This is a genomic window from Amycolatopsis sp. 195334CR (genome assembly GCF_017309385.1).
GTDB lineage: Bacteria > Actinomycetota > Actinomycetes > Mycobacteriales > Pseudonocardiaceae > Amycolatopsis.
In genome coordinates, this window is the sequence record NZ_JAFJMJ010000004.1 from 112843 (window position 1) to 137340 (window position 24498).

The 24498-nt window shown below is 69.5% G+C and carries 18 protein-coding genes; 6 read left to right on the plus strand and 12 right to left on the minus strand.

Going from position 1 to position 24498, the window contains the following annotated elements; translation table 11 throughout:
• Window positions 1–36 precede the first annotated feature (36 nt).
• Window positions 37–1407 carry an MFS transporter gene (locus JYK18_RS44330; protein ID WP_206810253.1) on the plus strand — a complete coding sequence of 457 codons (1371 nt, stop codon included), beginning with the start codon at window positions 37–39 and terminating at the stop codon, window positions 1405–1407.
• 60 nt (window positions 1408–1467) lie between these two features.
• On the opposite strand, the gene JYK18_RS44335 is transcribed toward JYK18_RS44330, so the two are convergent.
• The 3 genes from JYK18_RS44335 to JYK18_RS44345 form a co-directional block, all read right to left on the minus strand.
• Entirely contained in the window at window positions 1468–3075 is a 1608-nt protein-coding gene (locus JYK18_RS44335; RefSeq protein WP_206810255.1) for a cellulase family glycosylhydrolase, read from the minus strand.
• A gap of 182 nt (window positions 3076–3257) precedes the next feature.
• The gene (locus tag JYK18_RS44340) at window positions 3258–6200 is read right to left on the minus strand and encodes a glycoside hydrolase family 48 protein (protein WP_242584594.1); all 2943 of its coding nucleotides are present in this window, start codon (window positions 6198–6200) and stop codon (window positions 3258–3260) included.
• A 99-nt stretch (window positions 6201–6299) separates the two neighbouring features.
• Window positions 6300–8222, minus strand: coding sequence for a glycoside hydrolase family 9 protein (locus tag JYK18_RS44345; protein ID WP_206810256.1), 1923 nt, complete (start codon window positions 8220–8222; stop codon window positions 6300–6302).
• 184 nt (window positions 8223–8406) lie between these two features.
• On the opposite strand from JYK18_RS44345, the gene JYK18_RS44350 reads away from it, so the two are divergent.
• Window positions 8407–8955, plus strand: coding sequence for a hypothetical protein (locus JYK18_RS44350; protein ID WP_206810257.1), 549 nt, complete (start codon window positions 8407–8409; stop codon window positions 8953–8955).
• A 27-nt stretch (window positions 8956–8982) separates the two neighbouring features.
• Here JYK18_RS44350 and JYK18_RS44355 read toward each other — a convergent pair whose 3' ends face one another.
• Window positions 8983–10017, minus strand: coding sequence for a lytic polysaccharide monooxygenase (locus tag JYK18_RS44355; protein ID WP_307796357.1), 1035 nt, complete (start codon window positions 10015–10017; stop codon window positions 8983–8985).
• A 348-nt stretch (window positions 10018–10365) separates the two neighbouring features.
• Between JYK18_RS44355 and JYK18_RS44360 the strand changes: the two genes are divergently transcribed.
• Complete coding sequence (locus tag JYK18_RS44360) at window positions 10366–12942, plus strand: glycoside hydrolase family 9 protein (protein WP_206810258.1); 2577 nt, start codon at window positions 10366–10368, stop codon at window positions 12940–12942.
• A gap of 175 nt (window positions 12943–13117) precedes the next feature.
• On the opposite strand, the gene JYK18_RS44365 is transcribed toward JYK18_RS44360, so the two are convergent.
• The 6 genes from JYK18_RS44365 to JYK18_RS44390 form a co-directional block, all read right to left on the minus strand.
• Complete coding sequence (locus JYK18_RS44365) at window positions 13118–14215, minus strand: ABC transporter ATP-binding protein (RefSeq protein WP_206810259.1); 1098 nt, start codon at window positions 14213–14215, stop codon at window positions 13118–13120.
• On the minus strand, window positions 14215–15627 hold the full coding sequence (locus tag JYK18_RS44370; protein WP_206810260.1) for a GH1 family beta-glucosidase: 1413 nt from the start codon (window positions 15625–15627) through the stop codon (window positions 14215–14217). The genes JYK18_RS44365 and JYK18_RS44370 overlap by 1 nt, the downstream gene beginning before the upstream one ends.
• Window positions 15628–15629: 2 nt before the next feature.
• A complete protein-coding gene (locus JYK18_RS44375; protein ID WP_206810262.1) occupies window positions 15630–16499 on the minus strand; it encodes a carbohydrate ABC transporter permease in 870 nt (289 codons plus the stop codon).
• Window positions 16496–17476: a carbohydrate ABC transporter permease gene (locus JYK18_RS44380; protein WP_206810263.1), complete on the minus strand. Its 981-nt coding sequence runs from the start codon at window positions 17474–17476 to the stop codon at window positions 16496–16498. The genes JYK18_RS44375 and JYK18_RS44380 overlap by 4 nt, the downstream gene beginning before the upstream one ends.
• A gap of 7 nt (window positions 17477–17483) precedes the next feature.
• Complete coding sequence (locus JYK18_RS44385) at window positions 17484–18785, minus strand: extracellular solute-binding protein (RefSeq protein WP_374195122.1); 1302 nt, start codon at window positions 18783–18785, stop codon at window positions 17484–17486.
• A 133-nt stretch (window positions 18786–18918) separates the two neighbouring features.
• Window positions 18919–19899, minus strand: a complete 981-nt coding sequence (locus tag JYK18_RS44390; protein WP_307796358.1) for a LacI family DNA-binding transcriptional regulator — start codon at window positions 19897–19899, stop codon at window positions 18919–18921.
• Window positions 19900–20114: 215 nt separating this feature from the next.
• Between JYK18_RS44390 and JYK18_RS44395 the strand changes: the two genes are divergently transcribed.
• From JYK18_RS44395 to JYK18_RS44405, 3 genes are all read left to right on the plus strand, one after another.
• On the plus strand, window positions 20115–21062 hold the full coding sequence (locus JYK18_RS44395; RefSeq protein ID WP_242584596.1) for a glycoside hydrolase family 6 protein: 948 nt from the start codon (window positions 20115–20117) through the stop codon (window positions 21060–21062).
• A 216-nt stretch (window positions 21063–21278) separates the two neighbouring features.
• Window positions 21279–22664, plus strand: a complete 1386-nt coding sequence (locus JYK18_RS44400) for a glycoside hydrolase family 6 protein (RefSeq protein ID WP_206810265.1) — start codon at window positions 21279–21281, stop codon at window positions 22662–22664.
• 127 nt (window positions 22665–22791) lie between these two features.
• Window positions 22792–23376: a lytic polysaccharide monooxygenase gene (locus tag JYK18_RS44405; protein ID WP_206810788.1), complete on the plus strand. Its 585-nt coding sequence runs from the start codon at window positions 22792–22794 to the stop codon at window positions 23374–23376.
• Here JYK18_RS44405 and JYK18_RS44410 read toward each other — a convergent pair.
• Window positions 23366–23917, minus strand: a complete 552-nt coding sequence (locus JYK18_RS44410) for a cysteine hydrolase family protein (protein WP_206810266.1) — start codon at window positions 23915–23917, stop codon at window positions 23366–23368. The two genes, JYK18_RS44405 and JYK18_RS44410, sit on opposite strands and share 11 nt — an antisense overlap.
• 34 nt (window positions 23918–23951) lie before the next feature.
• On the minus strand, window positions 23952–24482 hold the full coding sequence (locus tag JYK18_RS44415; protein ID WP_206810267.1) for a nuclear transport factor 2 family protein: 531 nt from the start codon (window positions 24480–24482) through the stop codon (window positions 23952–23954).
• Window positions 24483–24498 lie beyond the last annotated feature (16 nt).

Here is a 24498-nt window from a genome sequence, read left to right on the forward strand (position 1 = left end):
TACGACTGTTGACGTACAGACGTACAGTACGTGTTTATGCGTACTATCGAATCTGGGGAACGCGCCCGGCTCCGCTGGAGCCTGGTGCTGCTGGCGCTGGCACAGCTGATCTTTTCGCTGGACCTGAACATCGTTTTCGTGGCGCTGCCGGAGATCGGCGCGGAGCTGGGCTTCACCGGGCAGACGCAGCAGTGGGTGGTCAGCGCCTACGTGGTCTTCGCCGGTGGCTTCCTGCTGCTCGGCGGCCGCGCGGCGGACCTGCTGGGCCGCCGCCGGATCTTCGTCACCGCGCTCGCGCTGTACGCGGTGTCCTCGCTGGCCGGCGGGCTCGCCACCAGCCCGGCGCTGATCGTGGTGGCCAGGGCGGTGCAGGGCGTCGGCGGCGCGTTGCTGCTGCCGTCCACGCTGTCGCTGATCGGCACGCTGTTCGAAGAGGGACCGCGGCGCAACCGCGCGCTGGCCGTCTGGGGTGGCGCGGGGGCGAGCGGGCTGACCGTCGGCGCGCTGCTCGGCGGGGTGCTCACCGAGGCGTTCGGCTGGCCCGCGGTGTTCCTGGTCAACGTGCCGCTGGCGGGCGCGGTGGCCGTCGCCGCGCTGGTGGTGATCCCGCGTGACGTCGCCTCGCGGGCCGGTCGCCGGTTCGACCTGCCCGGCGCGGTCGCCGTGACCGCGGGCGCCACGCTGCTGGTGTTCGCGCTCGTACAGGGGCCGGAAATCGGCTGGGCGTCACCGGTGATCGTGCTGGCCGCGATCGCCGCGGTGGGGCTGCTGGCGTTGTTCGCACGGCTGGAAGCACGCGGACGCGATCCGCTGCTTCCGTTGCGGTTGCTGAAGAATCGCAGTCTGGTGGTGGCCGTCGTGGTGACCTTCCTGTTCATGGGCACGTTCGGCACGCTGCCGTACTTCCTGACCGTGTTGCTGCAGACCGTGCACGGGCTGAGCGCGCTGCAGACCGGGCTGCTGTTCCTGGTGCCGTCGATCGCGATCGCCACCGGCACGCAACTCGGCGAGCGGATGACGAACCGGCTCGGGGTGCGGACCACGCTGCTGGCCGCGTTCGCCGTGGGCGCGGTGGGGACCGCGGTGCTGGCGTGGGGTGCGGACGAGGGCAGTTCGGTGGCCGCCGCGCTGCCCGGGCTGGTGGTTTCCGGGGTGGGGCAGGGCGTGGTCTGGACGGCGATGTGGATCGCCGCGGCCACCGGGACCCCGGCGGGGGAGCAGGGCGTGGCTTCGGGCCTGGCGTCGACGACGCTGAACGTGGGGAACGCGGTGGGCCTGGCGGTGCTGATCGCCGTCTCGCACGCGGGCGCGGTTTCACTGGCCGACGGCGGCGCACTGGCGATCCTGCTGGCCGCCGGGGGCATGCTGCTGGGCGTGCTCGTCACCGCCACCCTGCCGCGCTGCTGAATGCTATGAGTGGGGCATTACTTGCGGTGAATGCAAGTAATGCCCCACTCATAGCATTCGTCAGGCCGCCGAGCAGGTGGCGCCGTTCAGGGCGAACGAGGCCGGGGCCGGATTGCTGCCGGTCCACGAGCCGGTGAAGCCGATCTTCACCGAACCGCCCGCCGCGAGGACCTTGTTGTACGCGGCGTTGGTGACCACCACCGACGCCCCGGTCTGCACCGGCACGCCGTGCCACAGGTTCGTGATGGTCTGCCCGCCGGTGAAGGTCCAGCCGAGTTGCCAGCCGTCGAGCGCGCTGGTGCCGGTGTTGGTCAGGGTGACCTCCGCCTGGTAGCCGCCGGACCACTGCCCGGTCACCTGGTAGCCGACCGTGCAGGCGCCCGCGCCCGCCGGGCCGGTGGTCACCGCGACCGTGCCCGAGCGCGCCGAGCGGTTGCCCGCCGCGTCGCGGGCGTAGACGGCGAAGGTGTACGCCGTGACGGGGGAGAGGCCGGTGACCGTCGCGGTGTTCGTGCTCGCCGAAACCGCCGCCGCCTCGGTGGTGCCGCTGATCCGGACCACGTCGTACCCGGTCACGCCGGTGTTGTCGGTGGACGCCGTCCAGTCCAGTTTCACGCTGGTGGCGGTCACCCCGGAGGCCGTCGGCGTGCCCGGGGTGGTCGGCGCCTGGGTGTCAACGTTGTCACCACCGAAGACGGTGGCCTCCTTGGCGGTCTGCTTGATCCCGTTGGCCCCGTTGAAGATCCGCTGTCCCCAGGAGGTCAGCGCGGCGGGGTTGAAGCTGGTGACCATGTCGAGGTACTCCACGCCGCCGCCGTTGCCGCTCCACGACCAGCCGAGGTAGCCGAGCCGCTCCGCCTGCGTGGTGGCGAGAATGGTGTCCTCGTCGGGATTGCCGTCGGAGTGGTTGTGCCCGAACTCGCCGACCAGGATCGGCAGCCCGGCGGAGGTGAACCGGCCGAGGTAGTCGGTGATCTCCGCGGCGGTGTCGAACACGCCGTACATGTGCACCGAGAACATCGTGTTCTTCTGCGTGTCCGCGGCGAACACGGCGGCCGCGTTGTCGCGCATGGTGAACGACCAGTCCTGGCCCCAGTTGGGGGCGTCGACCATCAGGGTGTGCGTCAGCCCGCCCGCGCGCAGCTTTCCGATGGCGGACTTCGTCGCGTCGGTCCAGCCCGCGTAGCCGGTGTTGCCCCACGGCTCGTTGCCGATGTTGACGATGACGTACTGCTCCTGGCCGATGATCGAGTTCTTCACCTCCAGCCAGTAGTTCGCCGCGGCGTCCAGCGAGACGGCGGCACCCTGCTCGCCGTAGCCGGTGGTGTCGTGGACCTCGAGCACGCAGATGAGCCGGTTCTGCTTGCAGCGCGAGACCACAGTGGACACGTCGGCGGCGTCGTTCTTGGTCCACTGGTGGCCGGAGGAGAGCACCACGCGGACGGTGTTGGCGCCGAGCGCCTTGATGTTGGCGAACGAGCTGGTCTCGCTGCGGTACCAGGTGTGCGCGTGGTTGACCCCGCGCATGACGAACTCGGCGCCGTTGGCCTCGTACAACCGCCCGTTCTGGACGTGGAACCCCGGCGCCGGGGCGGCGGCGCTCGCGGGAACCGCCAGTCCCGCCAGCGCCGCCAGCAACGCACTGATCAGAGCCAGTCTCTTTTTCATCGGGCACCTCTCTCGATTCTCTTGGGGGCACAAAGAGCAAATGCACCACGCGCGACCTCGCCCGCCCTGCCGGAGGCGGGGCAGAAAACGCGGCCAGGCCCGCCACCGGCGGATGGCGGGCCTGGCCTCGCGGCCGCGAACGGCGATGTAGCGACCGCGTCTAGGGTTGTCCGGTTAGGTTCTCAACCACCTGAACCGAACAACTGCACATGGGTCGAGAACGCCGTGGCGATCTCGGCCTGCGCCCAGAACCGGTGGTAGGTCAGCGTCGGCGCCGGTCCGCCGTCCAAATAGTCCTGGACCTTCGGCCACTGCGGGTCGTCGGTGTAGAACGACCGGATGGACAGGAAGTCCGCACCCGCGGCGATCTGGTCGCCGTTGGGCATCTCCCCGGTCCAGCCCGGCGGCACGTACACGCCCTCGCCGCTGGTCGCGTTGTACTCGTCGTCGAAGCGGTTGTAGTCCGCCCGCGTCTCCGGCACCGCGATCCCGATCTCGTCGGTGTGCGCCAGCATCGCGTCGAGCAGGCCCTCACCCACGGTCCTGGCCTCGGCGTTGCCGGACTTCGCCGCGTAGTTCAGCAGGATCTTCGCGTACGCGGCCGCCACGCCGACATCCTGGCTGTGGTTGAGCACGGTGACGTGCAGCCCGGAGTTCGCCCCCGGCGAGGACGGGTTCCAGGTGTCCGGGTTCCCGGTCCACTGCAGGTCGTTCGGGATGGCGAACTGGCCACCGGTGCCGACGGTGGTGTTGTCGATCGCCCACGGCACCCACTTGTCCAGGATCTTCTTCGCCCGCGCGTCCCCGGTCTGCTGGTACAGCGCGGCCACCCGCTCCAGCCCCCACGCCTGGAAGCCGAACCAACGGTTGCTCGGCGGGTCGTGCCAGACCGGCTGGTAGTCGTAGTACATGCCGTAGAAGGTCGGCAGCCCGGCCGGCGGGGTGCCGTAGTTGCCCTCCCAGCTGTTCGTCGCGCCACCGGCGATACCGCCTTCGGACGACTGCAGCCACTGCAGGAACTCCAGCTGCCGCTCCAGGCTCTTGGCCCAGTCCTGCGCGCCGGTGGCCGAGATCGGCTTGAGCGCCGGGTCGTTGGCCAGCGCGTGCGCGGCGAGCGGGTTCTGGTAACCCTGGTGGGCCGCGCCGTCGCCGATGCGCCACGCCCAGCCCGCCGAGGTGTCGGTCGCGCCACCCCAGGCGTAGTACCAGGACATCAGGTAGTGCTCGCTGTTCTTGCCGCTGCCCGCCGGGCAGCTGCTCGGGCCGACGCAGTTGCCGATCTTCTTGAAGTACTTGTCGAACATGGCGTACCGCAGGTAGTCGCCCATCTTCGACGCCTTCTTCACGGTGTCGGCGATCTGCGCGCCCTTGCCCTGCGCGGTGGCCCACTGGTTGGCCAGGTGCGCCACCTGCACCGCGCGCGCGTCGGCGTCGGGGGCGTTGGTGTACTTCCACTGCTTGGCGTAGCTGGCGTCCTTGGTGAACAGGTCGAGGTACCCGTTCGGGCCGCCGTGCGCGAAGGTGTCGCACGAGGGCTGCGGGATGGTCTCCCACACCGACTCGCTGGACCCGCGCTGGTAGGTGTTCATGTACGCCGGGGCGGTGGTGCCGTCCCCGCAGCGGCCGAAGCCGTAGGTGTTGTCGACGTCGATCAGCCAGTGCATGCCGTAGATGTCGTCGGTGCCGTAGGCGGCCTTCAGCTCGGCCGCGATCGGGTCGGCCCCGACCGGCACCGAGCTCTCCAGCTGCGACGGGTACTTGTCCATCCGCGGGTGTTCCGGCGCGTACGTCGCGGGCTTGCTCGCGTTGTACTTGTCGTTGGTGGGCTGGTCGGCCTTCGCCGGGATGATGTACTTCTCCATCGACGCCCAGGCCGCGTTGAACGGGGCCCAGTCACCCTGCAGCTGACCGTAGGCGGCCTCCAGCCACAGGTAGTAGCTGAACGCCTCCGAGGTGGTCTGGTGCCCGTGGTCCGGTGCCTCCACCAGCAGCGTCTCCACCGAGTGGTACGGCACCAGCAGCCCGCCGAAATTGCGGAAGTAGCCGCTGTCCGGGTCCTTGATCTTGTTGTACTGCTCCAGGAACGCCGCCTGGTAGTCGGAGGCGGCCGGGTCCAGTTCGGTCACGTCGATCGGCGCCGCGGTCAGGCCCGGCGCGGTGACCGAGAAGCTGGCCGTGGCCGGGGCGCCGCCGTTGGCCGCCGAGCTGATCGTCACCGGCTGGCCGACGTTCCAGTTGGCCGTGGTGAACGAGAGCGTGGCCGGGCTGGCGGTCAGGTCCGTGCTGCCCGACGCCCTGGCCACGGTCACCGTGACCGGGCCGCTGGGCTGCACCGCCAGCTTGACGTCCACCGTGGTGGTGCCGCCCTGCTTGACGTTGACCTTCGACGGCGTGGTGACCACCGCGGGGGCGGCGAGCACCTTCACCGCGACCGGGGTGGACATCGAGGTCGCGCCCTTGTTGTCGAAGGCCTTGGCGGTCACCGAGTACTCACCGGCGGCCGCGCCGGTCCAGTTGTACTGGTACGGCGCGGTGGTGTCCGTGCCGAGCAGCTGCGTCCCGGCGTAGAACTCCACCTTCTGCACCGTGCCGTCGGAGTCGCTGGCGCTGGCTTCGAGCGGGATCTCGGCCGGGACCGCGTAGGAGGAGTTCGCGGCGGGCTTGGTCAGCTGCACGCCGGGGGCCTTGTTCGCCCCGGTGCACGCCGTGCCGTTGACCGCGAAGTCGGCAGGCACCCGGTTCTGCGCGCCCTTGCTGGCGTTGAAGCCGAACTGCGCGGTGGCACCGGTGGCCAGCGTCCGGTTCCAGTTCACCCCGCGCACGCTCACCGCGGACCCGGTCTGGGTGTGCGTGCCGTTCCACAGCTGGGTGATCTGCTGGCCGTCGGGGAAGGTCCAGGTGAGATTCCAGTCCAGCGCCTCGGTGCCTTCGTTGCGCACGTCCACGGTGGCGCCGAAGCCGTTGCCCCACTCACTGCCCACCTTGTAGGTCACCGTGCAGGCCACGTCGGCGGCGGTGGCCGCGGGCGTCAGCCCCACCGTGGCCGCGGCGCCCATCAGGGCCACCGCGGCCAGCGCGGGCAGCGGCCGCGCCCGCCTCGGCCTGGCGAATAGTCGTGATCTCAACTTTTCCTCCTAGTCCAGCGGAAAACCGAAGGTTGGAGACCGGACCGGGACGGCGCACGTCAGCCGCCCCGGGCCGGGGGTTCGGGGAAGGGGGCCACCTCAGCCCGCCGGGGCACTGCCCCAGAGCCGGGTGCCCGCCGGATCGGTCAGCACGATGTTCGCGGTGTTCGCCGGCTGCGCGCCGCTGCCCGAGGGCAGTCCCGCGTAGGACCAGTCGTTGGCCGGGTTCCAGGAGCCCGCGCTGGTGATCCGGACCTGGATCTCCTTGCGGTGCGCGCTCTGCCCGGCCGGGGCGATCGTCACCGGGCAGGGGATCTCGACGTAGTAGACGCTGCCGCTGTGCTGGATCGGCGCGGAGGCGGTGCCGCACTGGTTGTAGTTCGTGGTGACCGAAAGCTGCCCCGGCGTGGTGGTGCCGTCGAGGGTGAAGTAGTAGCGGACCTTGCCGCCGGTCAGCGCCCGCGCCGGCCAGGCCGAGGTGTTCAGCACGTACATCTTCACCTCGGTGAAGGTGGCGCTCTGCTGGGTGGCCGCGCCCTGCACGTACAGCTCGGGGCCGTCGGCGGTTTCCGGCACCGGGAAGTTCCCCAGCGGCGTGCCGCCGAACTCGTCGTACAGCTTGGCCAGCGCACCGGTGTAGGCGGCGTTGTAGTCGAGCGCGACCTCGTTGGCCACGTAGTCGCCCCGGTTGTCCACATAGGAGTCATCGGGCTGGCCGGGGCCGCCGACCAGCGCGCCGAAGAGCACGTGCCGGTTCTGCGCGGGCTGCTGGAGGTTGTCGGTCCAGCTGCCGTGCGCGGTCCGGTGGTGCGGGTTGCGCGGCGGGTTCTGCCCGAAGCCGATCAGGTAGCTCGACTTCCTCGGGTTGTCGCCGAGGGTGTAGTCGATCTGCCGGACGCCGAAGTCGTGGTACCGCGCCTTGCGCGCCGGATCGGTCACGTTCTCGCTGTGCACCAGCGCGGCGAAGGCGGTGTTGGCGGCGTAGCGCAGCGACCCCCAGGTGTCCAGGTGGGCCTGTCCGCCGGGGGAGTACCGCACCCGCTGCCCGTTGTGGCCGGTGGTCCAGTAGTCGAGCCACCGGTTGGCGTCGGTGAAGTAGCGCGCGCCGCCGGTCAGCTCGGCGAGCAGCACGTAGGCGCCGTAGGACTTGTCGTCCCAGGCGATCGTCCACTTGTAGGAGCGTTCGCTGCTCTGCGGTTCGGTGGCCAGGTTGCCGTACTCGGCTTCGGCCTTGGCGAGGTAGGCGGGATCGCCGGTGGCCCGGTACAGCCAGGCCGCCGCCCACACCAGCTCGTCGGTGTAACCGCTCCACGAGCGGTAGAAGTTGGCCGCGTCGGTGATGCAGTCGCTGTACTTGCCGCGGTGGGTGTCCGCGAACTGGTAGAGCTGTTTCGCGTGCTGCACCAGGGTTTGCGCGTACGCCGGGTCGTCACCGGCGAAGACCATCGAGGAGGAGGCCAGCGCCGCGGCGGCCTCACCGGCGAGGTCCGAACCGGGGCAGCTCGCGTCGATCTTGTACGACGGCCGCGCCATCGGCATCACCTCGGCCGGGCCCCACCAGGCGTGGTCGGGGTTCCCGCTGCCCACCTGTCCATAGAGGACGTTCGGCTGCGGGTGCGCCCTGAGCAGCCAGTCGGTGCCCCACTTCAGGTTCGACTTCAGGTGCGGCAGCTGGCCGGAACGCTGGTACGCGGCGGGTTCCTCGACCGCGCCCCAGGCCAGCATGGTCATGCTGGAGGCGAAGGGCAGGCCGAACTTCACGTGGTCACCGGCGTCGTAGAAACCCCCGGTCAGGTCGAGGCCGGCGTCCTGGCCGTCGGTCAACGCGGAATCACCGCGCCAGTTCACCCGGTTGCCCGGGCCGAGGACGCCGGAGCGCTGGGCGTCGTAGAACAGGATCGACTTCTGGAGCGCCTCACCGTAGTTGAACCCGGCCTCGACCGAAGCCTGGGCCGGGGTGGCGAGTGCGGTGGTGAGCAGGGCGGCGGCCGCGAGCAGCGCTGGAGAGCGGCGGTGGGGCACTTGCGGCCTCCTCGTTGAGGGCTTGGGTGATCCACATTTGGGAGCGCTCCCAGAAGTGTAGGCCCCGGCCGGCCGATTTGGGAAGAGGTGAGTGACCGGCAGTGCGCGAAGCGTTGTCCCCCAGTGCTTGGCGGGCTACGGTGGTGGTTCTGGAAGCGCTCCCAAAGCTGGGGTTGGAGGCCGCATGAACCGGGTCGGTGCCGCCGTGCTCGCCGCACTGGTCGGGCTCACCGGGTGCTCGGCGGACGGCCGGGAGGAGCCGTCCGCCGAGCGCGGTTCGGCCGCGCTGACCGCGCGGCTGGACACGATGGACCAGGTGATCGGCTGGGTCGAGGACAAAGCCGGGGAATGCACGCGGGTGGTCCGGGAAAAGCCCGCCGATCTGCGGGCTTTCGTCGGTTCCGATATCGCCGCGCTCTACGAACCGTTCGTCAGTGAATGGGCCAGCTGCGCGGTCTCGGCCGAATACCCCAGGGTCGGCCTGCTGTTGTTCGGCGGTGATCGGCAACTGGAGTTCCAGCGTTCGTGGCAGCGCGCGATGGCCGGGGGAACGATCGGGGACGGGCCCACCTTCGCCTTCGGCAACGGGTTCGCGGTTTCCGCCGGTTTTCTCGGGGTGAGCGCGCTCGATCTCTACTACTTCCGGTGCGACTACCACGACGACCGGGTCCCGCAGGTGCCCGCCGACGTCGACGGCTGCGTGTACGCCGATCCCGAGCACGGGCATCACTGAGGCCGCCGCCTCAATGATGCGCGCGGGCTACGGGCTCTGGCAGGTGACCGCCGGGACCACCGGTGTGCTGCCCGGCGAGTTCACCGACAGCCCGAACTTCGCGGACCCGTTGGCCGCCACACCGGCGTTCCAGTCCACGTTGCGCACCGTCACCTGATCACCGGACTGGGTCTGCGTGCCGTTCCACACGCTGTTGACCGTCTGCCCGGCGGGCAGCGTCCAGTTCGCCCGCCAGCCCGACAGCGGGGTGGTGCCCTGGTTCTTCACCGTCACCTCGGCCTGGTGTCCGCCGTTCCAGGTGCTGGTGACCGCGTACTCGGCCACGCAGCTCCCGGTGGCCGGTGGCGTGCCCGTGCTGTCCTTGACCCCGGTGACCTCGCCGTTCCCGCCGTCGAAGGTGACGTCGGAGCAGCCGTAGAAGGTCTCCGCGCTGTCCGAGCGCTTCCACACCGAGTAGATGATGTGGCGTCCGCTCTTGCCCGACGGGAGCGCGCCGGACCACTTGTACTGCGCCTCCACGCTGCCCACCGAGCCGGTCACCGGCGGGTGGTCCACGGTCAGGAACGGCTGGTCCTCCAGGTCGTCCCAGCGCAGCGGGGCGTCGGGGTTCCAGCCGTTCTTGGTCACGTAGAGGTAGAACCAGCCGGGGTGGGCGGCCCAGGCGTTGTAGGAGAAGTTGAAGTTCGCCCCGGAGGTCAGGTGCGTCAGCGGCCAGTTCCCGGTCCCGTTGAAGCCGGAGAAGCTGGGGTTGCCGCCGGAGCAGAGCTGCCCGTCGGGGATGAAGCCGCGGGTCCGGCCCGCCCCGTCGGACCGGAGCACAGAGAACCAGTTGTAGAGCGAATTCGCCCCGCTCTGGTTCACCGCCGCCGAGCAGGCGGGGTTGATCGGCACGATGTTGCCCTGCGGACTGAGCCCGTCCTGCCAGCAGAGGAAGGTCCGGCTGCCCGCTTTCATCAGCGCGCCGTGCGCCGACGCCCCCGGCGCGCCCAGCACCATGGTGAGCAAACCGGCCACCAGAGCGGTGACGGCGGCGAGTGCGGTACCCGCCCTTTTCTTTGTCACTCTTCGCTTCCTTTCTTCCTGCTCCCCGCCGGCGCCGATGCCGGTGGGGAAATCCGTGTGGAAGCGCTCCCAAGCGGAGGAAAACCATAGCGCGAACGGACTGGCCGGGGGAATAGGCTGGTCGGCGCCCCCGCCCGATGTGGCCAGCGTGCTGGGCCAATGGGGTGAGACTCGCGTGGTGCGGGTGATACGGACCGTCCCGGTGGTGCGGCCACCTTCCCAAAACCGGCGCGGCCCGGGTACCTTCTGGGAGCGCTCCTAGTCGCCGTTTCCCGAGGTCATCGCTCGGTCCGAGGTGGACACTTACGGCGGCCATCCAGCTTATTCCCAGCAAAGGAGATCGTCTCGATGGGGAACAGAGCACGACGGCGTGCGCTGACGGCCACCGGCGCGGTACTGGCCGCCGGTCTGCTGGCACTGCCACCCGCCGCGGCCGCGGCGGCCTACGAACGCGTGGTGAACGGGGACTTCGCCAGTGGTGAGGTCAACCCGTGGTGGAACGGTTCGGGCACCACCGGTTCGGTGGTGGGCGGCGAGTTCTGCACCAAGGTCACCGGCGGCACGGTCAACGGCTACGACGCGCTCGCCGGGCAGAACGGCGTGGCCTTCGAAGCCGGGCAGTCCTACACGCTGAAGTTCGACGCGCGCGCGACCACCGCCCAGCCGATCTCGGCGGTGGCCGGGGAGTCGGTCGCGCCGTACCGGCAGATCGCCAGGACGGACGTGGCGCTCACCCCGGAACGGCAGAGCTTCACCTACACCTTCGAGTCCACATTGGACTTCCCGGGCGCCGGGAACGGGCAGCTGGCCTTCTGGTTCGGCGGCCAGTCCTTCGACAACACCATCTGCGTGGACAACGTCTCACTGGTCGGCGGGGTGAAACCACCGGCCGGGCTCGAACCCGCCGCGCCGGTGCGGGTCAACCAGGTCGGGTACCTGCCGGGGCTGCCCAAGCAGGCGAGCGTGGCGAACGAGGCCACGACGCCGGTTCCGTGGACGCTGAAGAACTCGGCGGGAACGGCGGTCGCGAGCGGGCAGAGCACCCCGAAGGGGCTGGACCCGCTGTCCGGGGAGAACGTGCACCTGGTCGACTTCTCCTCGTACGAAACGGTCGGCACCGGCTACACGCTCACCGTCGGCGCGGACACGAGCCACCCGTTCGACATCTCGCCGGACGTGCTCAAGGACCTGCGCTACGACTCGCTGGCGTTCTTCTACCACCAGCGCAGCGGGACGCCGATCGAGGCCGAGTACGTGGGTGCGGAGTACGCGCGGCCGGCCGGGCACCTGAACGTGGCGCCGAACCAGGGCGACAACGACGTGCCGTGCCTGGCCGGGGTCGCCTGCGGGTACACCTTGGACGTGCCGGGCGGCTGGTACGACGCGGGTGATCACGGCAAGTACGTGGTCAACGGCGGGATCTCGGTCTGGCAGCTGCTCAACGAGTACGAGCGGGCGCTGCGCGTCGGCGACGCGGCGGCGCTGGGCGACGGCAAGCTGGCCATCCCGGAAAGCGGCAACGGGGTGCCGGACATCCTGGACGAAGCCCGGTGGGAGGTCGAGTTCCTGCTGAAGATGCAGGTGCCGGACGGCAATCCGCTCGCGGGCATGGCGCACCACAAGATCCACGACGCGCAGTGGACCGGGCTGCCGTTGCTGCCGCACCTCGATCCGCAGGTCCGGCGGCTGTCCGCGCCGAGCACGGCGGCGACGTTGAACCTGGCCGCGGTGGCGGCGCAGGCCGCGAGGTTGTGGAAGGACATCGACCCGGCGTTCTCCGCGCAGGCGCTGACCGCGGCGGAGAAGGCGTACCAGGCGGCGCGGGCCAATCCGGCGAAGCTGGCCGATCCCGCCGACGGGACCGGGGGCGGTGCCTACAGCGACGGCACGGTGACCGACGAGTTCTACTGGGCGGCGGCGGAGTTGTTCGCGACCACGGGTTCTCATCAAAGTGATGTCACCGGTTCGCCGCTGTACAAGGGCGCGAGCTTCAACACCCGCGGGTTCGACTGGGGTTCGACGGGTGCGCTCGGCGACATCACCCTGGCGCTGGTGCCGACCGCGCTGCCCGCCGCGGACGTGGCCGCGATCAAGCAGGCGATCACCACCACCGCGGACGGGCACCTGACGCAGATGGCCACGCAGGGGCACCCGGCGCCGTACCGCACGCAGGACGGTTCGTACGAATGGGGTTCCAACGGGCTGGTCGCGAACAACGGGGTCGTGCTGGCGCTGGCGTACGACTTCACGAAGCAGGCGAAGTACCGGGAGGGCGCGTTCGGCGTGATGAACTACCTGCTCGGGCGGAATCCGGTGAACTACTCGTACGTTTCGGGCTGGGGTGACCAGCCGGTGCGGAACGTGCACCACCGGCACTGGGCGAACCAGCTCGACCCGTCGCTGCCGATCGCGCCGGCGGGCGCGTTGTCGGGCGGGCCGAACAGCGCGCTGCAGGACCCGATCTCGGCGGGACTGCTGCAGGGTTGCCCGGCGCAGCGGTGCTTCGTCGACCACATCGAGGCGTACTCGGTCAACGAGGTGACGGTGAACTGGAACTCGGCGCTGGCCTGGCTGGCGAACTGGACGGCGGAGAAGTCCGTTGTGGAGGCTCCGGCGTCGTGCTCGGTGGCGTATGCGGCGAACGGGTGGGGGTCCGGTCTTTCGGCGTCGGTGACGGTGAAGAACGAGAGTGCGACGGCGTGGAACGGGTGGACGTTGAAGTTCTCGTTCGCGGGGAATGAGAAGTTGCAGCATGGGTGGTCGGCGACGTGGTCGCAGCAGGGGAAGGACGTGACGGCGGTGAATCTGCCGTGGAATGCGTCGGTGGCGCCTGGGAAGTCGGTGACTATCGGTTTTAACGCGTCGAACTCTGGTCCTGCTACGACGCCGGCTTCTTTTGCGGTGAATGGGGCGGTATGTAAGTAGGGGGCCGCCATCCCGATTTTTTAGTGTGACTACGGCGAAGGCCCCGATGTCAAGGCGGGAAAGATGCCTTGACATCGGGGCCTTCGCCGTGTTTTGGCTGGGGATCGGGATGGGGGAGGGGTGGATGGGTGGGTGGTTTCGTTTTGCTGCCCGGTCACCCGCCCCTCCCCGTTGATTATTTGGTGGTGCTGATTCGTTCGCCGGTTACGGGGTGGAAGAGGTGTAGTTCGTTGGGGTCGCGGACGGCGATGCGCAGGGATTTGCCCATGGTGGGGGCCAGGCGGCCGTCGATCCGCAGCACCAAGGTTTCGTCTTCCGGGGTGGTGCCGTGGACCAGGGCGTCGGCGCCCAGTTCCTCGACCAGGTCGACCGTCAGCTTGATGGCGTCATCGGCGGCGCCGGTGACGCGCAGGGCTTCTGGGCGCACCCCGACGGTGATTTCCGCCAGGCCGGTCCATTTGGCGTCGCGCAGGTGGTCGCGGCGAAGGGGGATCTCGTAGGAGCCGATCCGGGCGCCCCCGTCGGTGACCGGGACGGTCAGCAGGTTCATCGACGGGGAGCCGATGAAGCCCGCCACGAACGAGTTGGCTGGGCGGTCGTACAGCTCGCGCGGGGTGGCGCACTGCTGGAGCAGACCGTCCTTGAGCACGGCCACGCGGTGGCCCATGGTCATCGCCTCGACCTGGTCGTGGGTGACGTAGACCGTGGTCGTGCCGAGGCGGCGTTGCAGGGCGGCGATGTTCGCCCTGGTTTCCACCCGGAGTTTGGCGTCCAGGTTGGACAGTGGCTCGTCCATCAGGAACACCGAGGGCTCGCGCACGATGGCCCGGCCCATCGCCACCCGCTGCCGCTGGCCGCCGGAGAGGGCCTTCGGCTTGCGGTCCAGGTAGGGCTCCAGGTCCAGCAACCGCGCGGCGGTGAGCACGCGTTCGCGGATCTCGGCCTTCGGCGTGCGGCGCAGCTTCAGCGCGAAGCCCATGTTCTCGCCGACCGACATGTGCGGGTACAGCGCGTAGTTCTGGAACACCATCGCGATGTCGCGGTCCCGCGAGGGAATCGAAGTGACATCCTTGTCACCGATCTGGACGATGCCCTCGTCGATCTCCTCGAGACCGGCGAGCATGCGCAGCGCGGTCGACTTGCCCGAACCGGAGGGGCCGACCAGCACCAGGAACTCGCCGTCGGCCACGTCCAGGTCGAGCTGGTCCACCGCGCGGACCGGTGGCTTGCCGGGGTACACCCGGCTCGCCCCGGCGTAGGTCACCGCCGCCATCAGGAGATCCCGTCCGCACGCAGGCCGTTCTCGCGGATGATCCGCGAGTACCGTCGCGCGCTCAGTTTGGGGGTACGCCGCTGCGTCCCGTAGTCCACGTGCACCAGGCCGAACCGCTTCGCGTAGCCCTCGGCCCATTCGAAGTTGTCCAGCAGCGACCAGTAGAAGTAGCCCCGCAGGTCCACCCCGCGGTCGATCGCCTCGTGGGCGGCGGCCAGGTGCGTTTCCAGGAACCGCACCCGGTCGTGGTCGTCGATGGTGCCGCCCGGGGTGAGGTGGTCCGGGTAGGCCGCGCCGTTCTCGGTGACGTACAACGGCATCCGCGGGTACTTCCGGTGCAGGTCGACCAGCAGGGTGGTCAGCTCGGTGGGATTGGTCTCCCAGCCCGAATCGGTCTGCGGCAGCCCGCGCGTGGGGAAGCTCGCGTACTCCACCCCGACCCACTCCGAGGGGAGCCCGGAACTGGCGTCCGAGTGCCCCGAGACGTGGTGGTCGCGGTAGTAGTTCACGCCGAGCATGTCGATCGGCGCGGCGATGGTGGTCAGGTCACCGTCGCGGATCACCTCGCCGATGCCGTACGGCGCCAGGTCGTCGAGCACGTCGAGCGGGTACCGCGCCTGCAGGATCGGCTCCAGGAAGATCCGGTTCTGCACCCCGTCCACCCGGCGCGCGGCCTCCACGTCGGCCATGTCGTCCGGGTTCGCCGCGTGCACCGGGAACAGGTTGAGCGTGATCCCCGCCGAGGACCGGCCGTGCGCGCGGATCACCCCGACGGCCAGGCCGTGCGCCAGCATCAGGTGGTGCGCGGAGGCGACCGCGGCCTCGGGCTCGGTGCGGCCCGGCGCGTGGCGGCCGCTGCCGTACCCGGCGAAGGCCGAGCACCACGGCTCGTTCAGCGTGGTCCAGGTGTCCACCCGGTCACCGAGCGCGGACAGCACCGTCTCGGTGTACTCGGCGAAGCGGTAGGCGGTGTCGCGGTTGGCCCAGCCGCCCTTGTCCTCCAGCGACTGCGGCAGGTCCCAGTGGTAGAGCGTGGGCCACGGGGTGATGCCGTTCTCGAGCAGCGTGTCCACCAGGCGCCGGTAGAAGTCCAGCCCGGTCCGGTTGGGGCGGGCGGGGTCGGTGCCGATGCGCGGCCAGGCCAGCGAGAACCGGTACGCGCCGAGGCCGAGTTCGGCCATCAGCTGCACGTCCTTGGTCATCAGCCGGTAGTGGTCGGCCGCCGGGTCGCCGGTGTCCCCATTGCGCACCGCTCCGGGCTTCGCGCAGAACGTGTCCCAGATGGACGGGACCCGCCCGTCCGCGGTGGTGGACCCCTCCACCTGGAACGAGGCCGTCGCCGCGCCCCAGAGGAACTTCTCCGGGAACCGCAGGTCCGGTTCGGTGGTGAGTTCCTGAGGAATAGTCGACATTTTCACCCTTTCACAGCGCCTTGCATGATGCCGGCCACGATCTGGCGGCCCAGCAGGAGGAAGACGATCAAGATGGGGATGGTCGCCAGTGTGGTACCGGCGAGCACCAGTGAGTAGTTGGTGTAGTAGCCGCTCTGCAGCTGCTCCAGTGCCAGCTGGACGGTGGGGTTGCCCGCGTCCAGCACGATCAGCGGCCAGAGGAAGTCGTTCCACGAGGTCATGAAGGTGAACATGGCCAGCACCGCGGCCGCCGGGCGCACCGCGGGCAGGCAGACGTGCCAGAAGATGCGGATCATGCTGCACCCGTCCATCCGCGCCGCCTCGACCAGCTCGTACGGCACGGCGTCCACTGTGTACTGGCGCATCCAGAACACGCCGAACGCGGTGACCAGGTTCGGCACGATCACCGCCTGCAGCCCGCCGGCCCAGCCCAGTTCCGACATCGCGATGAACAGCGGGATCACGCCGAGCTGCGTCGGCACCGCCAGGGTCACCACGATGAACACGAACAGCGGGTCGCGGCCGCGGAAGCGCAGCTTGGCGAAGGCGAACCCGGCCAGCGAGGAGAACAGCACCGTGGTCAGGGTGACCGAGGTGGCCACCAGGACGCTGTTGCCCAGCGACTTCCAGAAGGCCACCGAGTCGAACACCTCCGCCGCGTTGGCGAAGAAGTTCCCGCCGGGCAGCAGCGGCGGCACGCGCTCGGTGAGCATCCCGCTGTCCCGGCTGGCCACCAGGAACGACCAGTAGAACGGGAACAGCGAACCGAGCACGAACACCGCGAGCGTGGCGTAGACGAAGAAGTTCGGCCTGCCCAGCTTCGCCACCTTGGGCCTGCCCGCCGGTGCGGGCCGCGAGGTGGTCAGCGTCATCGACGCCCTCCTTCGGTGGCGGCCAGCCGCCGCGTGATCAGGAAGTTCACCAGCGCGATCACCACGATCAGCAGGAACAGCACCCAGGCGATGGCCGAGGCGTAACCGAGCTCGAAGTTCTCGAAGCCCTGCTGGTACATGTACAGCGTCACGGTCTGGAACTGGTTGCTCGAACCGCCGTTGTTCGAGCCCTGGCCGACGTCGAACAGCTTCGGCTCGGTGAAGATCTGCAGCCCGCCGATGGTCGAGGTGATCACCACGAAGATCAGCGTCGGCCGCAGCAGCGGCAGGGTGACGCTGAAGAACCGGCGCACCGGGCCCGCGCCGTCGACCACCGCGGCCTCGTTGATCTCCTTCGGGATGGCCTGCATCGCGGCGAGCACGATCAGCGCGTTGTACCCGGTCCAGCGCCAGTTCACCATCGTCGCGATGGCCAGGTGGCTGGACAGCGTGCCCGCCTGCCAGTCGATCCGGTCGAGGCCGAGCATCTCCAGGATCGAGTTCAGCAGGCCGTACTGGTTGCCGAACAGGTTGGCGAAGATGATCCCGATGGCGACCAGGCTGGCCGCGTACGGCAGCAGGATGCCGATGCGCCAGCCCGTCGGGCCGCGCAGCCGGGTGTTCAGCAGCGCGGCCAGCAGCACCGCGATGACGATCTGCGGCCCGCTGGAGAGCACGAAGATCGACAGCGTGTTGCCGACCGCGTTCCAGAACTGGCCGTCGCCGAAGAGCTGGACGTAGTTGTCGAAACCGGTGAACGGGGGATCGTCGTCGCCGATCTCCCAGTCGTAGAGCGAGACGTAGGCGGTGTAGAGCAGCGGGAAGAGCCCGACCAGCCCGAACACCACGAAGAACGGGGCGATGTAGACGTACGGCGAGAACTTGACGTCCCATGTGGACAGTCGCTGCCGGAAGGTGGGCCGCGGCGGGGCGGCCGGAGGCCGGTCGTCCCGCCGCGGTGCCTGTACAACGGTCATCGGTGTGTTACCCGACGATCTTCTTGGCGCCGTCGACCAGCTGCTGCCAGCCCTGCGCCGCCGAGGTGCCCTGCTCCACGGCCTGCAGCGCGGGGGTGCTCACGTTCTCCTGGATCTGCCCGTCGCCCGGACCCTTGTACTGCGGCTGCGCGATCTTGCGGGCCTGTGCGGCGAACAGCTCACCGATCTTGGGCTCACCGGCGAAGAACGGCTCGGTCTGCGCGGCCAGCCGCGGCGACTCCAGCGCCTTGACCTGGCTGGGGAAGGTGCCCTTGGCCTCGAAGGCCTTCAGCTGCTGCTCGGGCGCGGTCAGCCAGGCGGCCAGCTCGGCGGCCTCCTTCGGGTGCTTGGTCTGGGTCGGCACGCTCAGGTAGGACCCGCCCCAGTTCCCGCCGCCGCCGGGGAAGGCGTCGGTGACCGCCCACTTGCCCGCGTTGTCCGGGCCGCTCTGCTCCTTGATCACGCCGATCATCCACGCCGGGCAGGCCTTGGTGGCGAACGCGCCCTCCTTGAAGCCGCTGTTCCACTCGTTGCTGAACGCGGTCAGCTTGGCCGACTGGCCCTGCGACACGGCCGTGGTCACCTGGTCCCACGCCTTCTTGATGCCGGCGTTGTTCTCCAGGGTCAGCTTGTCGTTGCGGTCGAGGTAGCCGATCTCCTGCTGGTTGACCATGGAGTTGAAGTTCTGCGCCGCCGAGTCGAACCACGGCTTGCCGCCGGACTTCTGCACGTACTCCTGCCCGGCCTGGAAGTAGGACTCCCAGGTGGCGAACAGCGCCTTGACGCCCTGCGGGTCGGCGGGCATGTTCGCCGCCTCCAGCAGGTCCTTGCGGTAGCACATGGCCAGCGGGCCGCTGTCGGTGCCGTAGCCGATCAGCTTGCCGTCCTTGCTCTTGGCCGCCTCGTACTTCCACGGGAGCCAGCGGTCGGCACCGGCGTCGGCCGGGCCGATCTGGGTCAGGTCGTTGAACCGGGCGGCCTTGTCCAGCACGTTGGACAGGTGGCCCTCCTCGATCGCCTCGATGTCGGCGAGCCCCGAGCCCGCGCCCAGCTTGGCGATCAGGTTCTGGTGGTGCGGGCCCGCCTTGCCGGTCTTGCGCTCGGTGACCTTGATGTTCGGGTGGAGCGTCTGGTATTCCCGCAGCAACTCCTCGTAGCCGAATTCGCCGAAGGTGGCGATCGTCAGTTCGATCGGCCCGCCTGAATCCGCCGGTTCGCCGCTGCCGGACGAACCGCACGCGCCGGCCAGCAGGGCCGTCGTCGCCAGGATCGTCGCCAGGGTGAGTGTTCTTCTTGGCCGGTTTCGCACTTGTGCCCCTATTTCCGGATGGGTCTCGTCGCGGAGCACTCAATGGGAGCGCTCCCAGTGCAGGCGAGTGTGTCCTCGGTCTCTCCGGGTGTCAAGAATCCGTGTCTGGAGCGTTACCAGCGCGGTCGGGCGGTCAGGCGGATTCGCGGGTGACCAGCTCGGTGGGCAGGATGACCGGGCTGAGCCGGGTCTCCGGCTCGCGGATCTGGGCGATCAGCAGTTTCGCCAGCTCGCGGCCCATCTGGCCGACCGGCTGGGCCACGCTGGTGAGCATCGGGTCGATGTTGCGCGCGATGTCGGAGTCGTCGAAGCCGATCACCGCCACGTCGTCGGGCACCCGCCTGCCCGCGATGCGCAGCGCCCGCAGCGCACCGGCCGCCATCAGGTCGCTGGCCGCGAACACGGCGTCGACCTGCGGGTCCTTTTCCAACAGCTCGCGCATCGCGGCTTCACCACTGGCCTGGCCGAAATCGCCCTGCGCCACCAGGCGCGCGCCACCGCGGCGGCCGCGCAGGGCCGAGCGGTAGCCGCTGAGGCGGTCGATCCCGGCGGCCATGTCCTGCGGGCCGGTGATGGTGGCGATGCGGCGCCTGCCCCGCTGGTACAGGTACTCGGTGGCGGCCTTGGCGCCGGAGAGGTTGTCGGCGTCGACGTAGGGCACCGCGCCGATGTCGGACATCGGCCTGCCGTTGAGCGCGACCGGCGCGCCGGCCGCGACCAGGTTGCGGGGGAGCGGGTCGTCGCCGTGCAGGGAGATCAGCGCGACGCCGTCGACGTGTCCGTTGCGCACCAATTGTTCCACCCGATCGTGTTGCCGGGCGGTGCTGGCCATCATCAGCTGCAGTTGCAGCGAGGTGGTGGACAGCTCCTGGCTCAGGCCGCGCACCAGGCTGCCGAAGAACGGTTCGCCGAAGACCCGCGCCTCGGATTCGGAGACCACCAGCAGCACCGTGTCGCTGCGGCGGGTGACCAGGCTCCGCGCGGCCTGGTTGGGGACGTAGCCCAGTTTCTGGATCGCTTCCTGGACGGCCTTGAGCGCGCGCGGGCTCACCTCGAGCGAGCCGTTCACCACCCGGGAGACGGTGCCACGGGACACGCCGGCCTCCACCGCCACCTGTTCCAGGGTGGGGCGCCCGCTCGTCCGGGCTCGACCAGTACTCGTCATGTTGCGACTCCCCGACTCCACTTGGATTCCCGCTGCTGCCCAGCATGATACTGGGAACCCTCCCAGCGCGGTCCGCCTTGACACGGGGCGGGACGAGCGCCACACTGAAACGGCTTTGGGAGCGCTCCCATCCAAGTTCCGCCGATGTGACTTCGGAGGTATGGATGGCGATCAGCAAGCGGTTCGCCGCGGCGGGCGCGGTGGTGTGCGCCTTCGCGGTGGCGGTTCCCGGTGGCTCCGCCCAGGCGGTGGCGCAGTCGGCGTTCTATGTGGACCCTGCGACGAGTTCGGCCCAGTGGGTGGCCGCGAACCAGGGTGACTCGAGAATGCCGGTCATCCGGGACCGGATCGCGAGCGTTCCCCAAGCGCGGTGGTTCACCACCACCAACACGGGCACGGTGCGATCCCAGGTGGACGGTTTCGTCGGCGCCGCGGCGGCGGCGGGCCGGATCCCGATCCTGGTGGTCTACAACGTGCCGAACCGGGACTGCGGCGGCGCGAGTGGTGGCGGTGCGCCGTCGCACCCGGCTTACCGGCAGTGGGTCGACCAGGTGGCCGCCGGACTGGCCGGCCGCCCGGCGGCGATCGTGCTCGAACCCGACGTGCTGCCGTTGATGACCAACTGCCAGACCCCGGCCCAGCAGGCCGAGACCCGGGCCTCGATGGCGTATGCCGGAAAGGCGCTGAAGGCGGGTTCGGCGCAGGCGAAGGTCTACTTCGACATCGGGCATTCGGCGTGGCTCTCCCCGGGTGAAGCGGCCGCGCGATTGAAAGCGGCCGACATTTCCGGGAGTGCCGACGGAATCTCCACGAACGTTTCGAACTACCGGCACACCTCGGACGAGATCAATTTCGCGAAGTCCGTTCTCGGCGCGGTCGGCGACAGCCGCCTGCGCGCGGTGATCGACACTTCCCGTAACGGCAACGGACCGGCCGGGAGTGAATGGTGCGACCCGCCGGGACGGGCCATCGGCACGCCGAGCACCACATCGACCGGGGACGGCCAGATCGCGGCTTTCCTGTGGGTCAAACTGCCCGGTGAGGCCGACGGGTGCATCGCTTCGGCGGGGCAGTTCGTCCCGCAGCGGGCCTATGAACTGGCCACCGCCTGAGCGGCAACCGGAATGGTAATGGGGCGCCACTCGCATTCACGTGCGAGTGGCGCCCCATTCTTCGCGGGTGGCCGCTGCGACGACCGCCGTGGGAAATTCCCTCGCCTGGCCTAGTTTAGGCCAAAGGGCTTCCGGAGCCAGGCCCGCCCGGGTTAGAGTCCTGGTTCTGGGAGCGTTCCCAGGCTCTCCCTGAAAGATCATGACAAAGGAGTCATCATGCGTTCTGCCTTCGCTAGAGGCACGCCCGCCAAACGGCTGCTTCGTGGCCTGGCCGCGGGGGTCTCGCTCGCGTCGGTCGCGTTGCTCACCGGGGTCGGGGGTGCCTCGGCGGGAGCCCAGCAGGCCCCGGCGCCGCGGGTCGACAACCCCTACTCCGGTGCCAAGGTGTACGTGAACCCCGACTGGGCGGCCAAGGCCAACGCCGAGCCCGGCGGCAGCCGGATCGCGAACCAGCCGACCGGTATCTGGCTCGACCGGATCGCCGCGATCGAGGGCGCCAACGGCGCGATGGGCCTGCGGGACCACCTCGACGCCGCGGTCGGGCAGGCCGGCGGGCAGCCGATGGTGGTCCAGCTGGTGGTCTACAACCTCCCCGGCCGCGACTGCGCGGCGCTGGCTTCCAACGGTGAGCTCAAACCGGACGAGCTGCCGCGCTACAAGACGGAGTTCATCGACCCGATCGCCTCGATCCTGGCCGACGCGAAGTACGCGAACCTGCGCATCGTGACCACGATCGAGATCGACTCGCTGCCGAACCTGGTGACGAACGTCAGCGGCCGCCCGACGGCCATCGCCAAGTGCGACCAGATGAAGCAGAACGGCAACTACGTCAAGGGGATCGGCTACGCGCTGAACAAGCTCGGCGCGATCGGCAACGTCTACAACTACATCGACGCCGCGCACCACGGCTGGATCGGGTGGGACAACAACTTCAACGCCTCCGCGCTGCAGTTCCTCGAGGCCGCCAAGGCCGAGGGCAGCACCCCGGCGAACGTGCACGGGTTCATCACGAACACGGCGAACTACTCGGCGCTGAAGGAGGGCAACTTCACCATCAACGACACGGTGAACGGCACCACCGTGCGCCAGTCGAAGTGGGTCGACTGGAACTGGTACGTCGACGAGCTCTCGTTCGCGCAGGCGTTCCGCCAGGAACTGGTCAAGGTCGGCTTCCCGTCCGGGGTCGGCATGCTGATCGACACCTCGCGCAACGGCTGGGGCGGTTCCGCGCGGCCCGCCGCCCCCGGTCCCAAGACCACTGTGGACACCTACGTCGAAGGTGGCCGCTACGACCGCCGCATCCACATCGGCAACTGGTGCAACCAGTCCGGTGCCGGGCTCGGCGAGCGGCCGACGGCGGCCCCCGCCTCGGGCATCGACGCCTACGTGTGGATGAAGCCGCCGGGTGAGTCCGACGGGGCGAGCAAGGAGATCCCGAACAACGAGGGCAAGGGCTTCGACCAGATGTGTGACCCCAACTACGGGGGCAACGCGCTCAACAACTACAACAAGTCCGGTTCGCTGCCGGACGCACCGCTGTCCGGGCACTGGTTCTCCGCGCAGTTCCAGCAGCTGATGCAGAACGCGTACCCGCCGCTGTAGCGGCACCGGGGGCCGGTCAGTCCACACGGGACTGGCCGGCCCCGTCCCCGCCGGAAGGAGAACACCCGTGTCCACCCGATCTCGCGCCGCGGCACTGCTCTCGGCCGCGGCGCTCGCGCTCACCGCGATGGCGGGCACCGCCGCCGCGCACGGTTCGGCCGTCGATCCGCCGTCCCGCAACTACGGTTGCTGGCTCCGCTGGGGCAACGACTTCCAGAACCCGGCCATGGCCACCCAGGACCCGATGTGCTGGCAGGCCTGGCAGCACGACACCAACGCGATGTGGAACTGGAACGGCCTGTACCGGGAGAACGTCAAGGGCAACCACCAGGGCGCCATCCCGGACGGCCAGCTGTGCAGTGCCGGCCGGACCGGGGACGGCCGGTACGACTCGATGGACGCCGTCGGCGACTGGAAGGCGGCGAACAAGCCGAGGAACTTCTCGGTCACCGTGCTCGACCAGGCCCTGCACGGTGCGGACTACTACAAGGTGTACATCACCAAGCAGGGCTTCAACCCGCTCACCCAGCCACTGGGCTGGGGCAACCTGGAACTGGTCAAGGAGGTCGGCCGGACCCCGCCGACCAGCAACACGGTGATCCCGGTGGACGCCGGGGCGCGCACCGGCCGCCACATCGTCTACACCATCTGGCAGGCCAGCCACCTGGACCAGTCGTACTACTTCTGCAGCGATGTGAACTTCACCGGCTGACCCCGGTGAGCAGGGTGACCCCGGCGGCGCGCAGGTCCCCGAGCACGGGGTGCTCGCCGCCGGGCACCGGATTCGCGTACGCGGTGGCCTCCAGCGGGATCGTCACCCGGTAGCCGAGGCGCGCGGCGTCGCGGGCGGTCGCGGCCACGCAGATGTCGGTGGCGATGCCGGCCACGGTGACCGACCGGACGCCGTGGTCGGCGAGCAGCCCGGCCAGCGGCCCGAGCCCGCCGCCACCGTGTCCCTGCTGCGGTTCGAGCACCGGCGCGAGCAGGAAGCCGGAGAACCCGCCGCGCTTACCCGGCCCCTTCTCCACCACCGTGCCCCGGATGTCGAGATCCCGGTGGAGGTCCGTCAGGCCCTCCGGATCACCGTCGGGCAGGTCGATCGGGGCGTAGTCGCGGGTGTAGAACACCGGGTCCCCGCGTTCGGCGGCCTCGGCCACGTGCCGGTTGACGGCGGCCACCACGGCGGGCCCTCGGGCCCCCACCATGTCCACGAACAGGTTCTGCACGTCCACCACGATCAGCGCGTCGGTCATGGGCCCGACGGTAGGAGTTCCAGCGCGGTGGAGGTCAAGCGAACCGGGCCGGGATCGGGGCCAGCGGGTAGGCGCGCCAGAAGTAGGCGTCCGCGGCGTGCTGGTCCCCGGGGAAGTTGACCGCCTCGGCGATCTTGCGGCCGGCGATCCGGAACGCGAGCGCCCAGGTGAGGTCGAGCCCGGCCGGCTGGGTGCTCCAGCCGCGGTGCAGGTCGACCACCCAGTCCCCGTCGGCGGCCAGGAAGATCGGCTGCGCCTGGAACCCGGCCCGGTTCAGCTCGGCGAAGAAGGCGAGCACCTCGGTGATCCCGGTTTTGGTGCCGGACAGCGGGTGGTGGCCGGGAATGGTCCACCGGATGTCGTCGGCGAAGAAGGTGCTCAGCTTGGTCAGGTCACCGGCCGCGTAGGCGGCGTAGTAGTCCTGGATCAGCTTGACGTGGGGATGCACCCGGCCCGCCGCGGAGGCGGTGCCGCCGAAGGCCAGCGTGCCGGCGGCGGCCAGACCGGCGCCGCGGAGGACCTGGGCCCGGGAGACGGATTCGTGGGAACGCGGAAGTTTTCGCACACTCCGAGAAGGCACC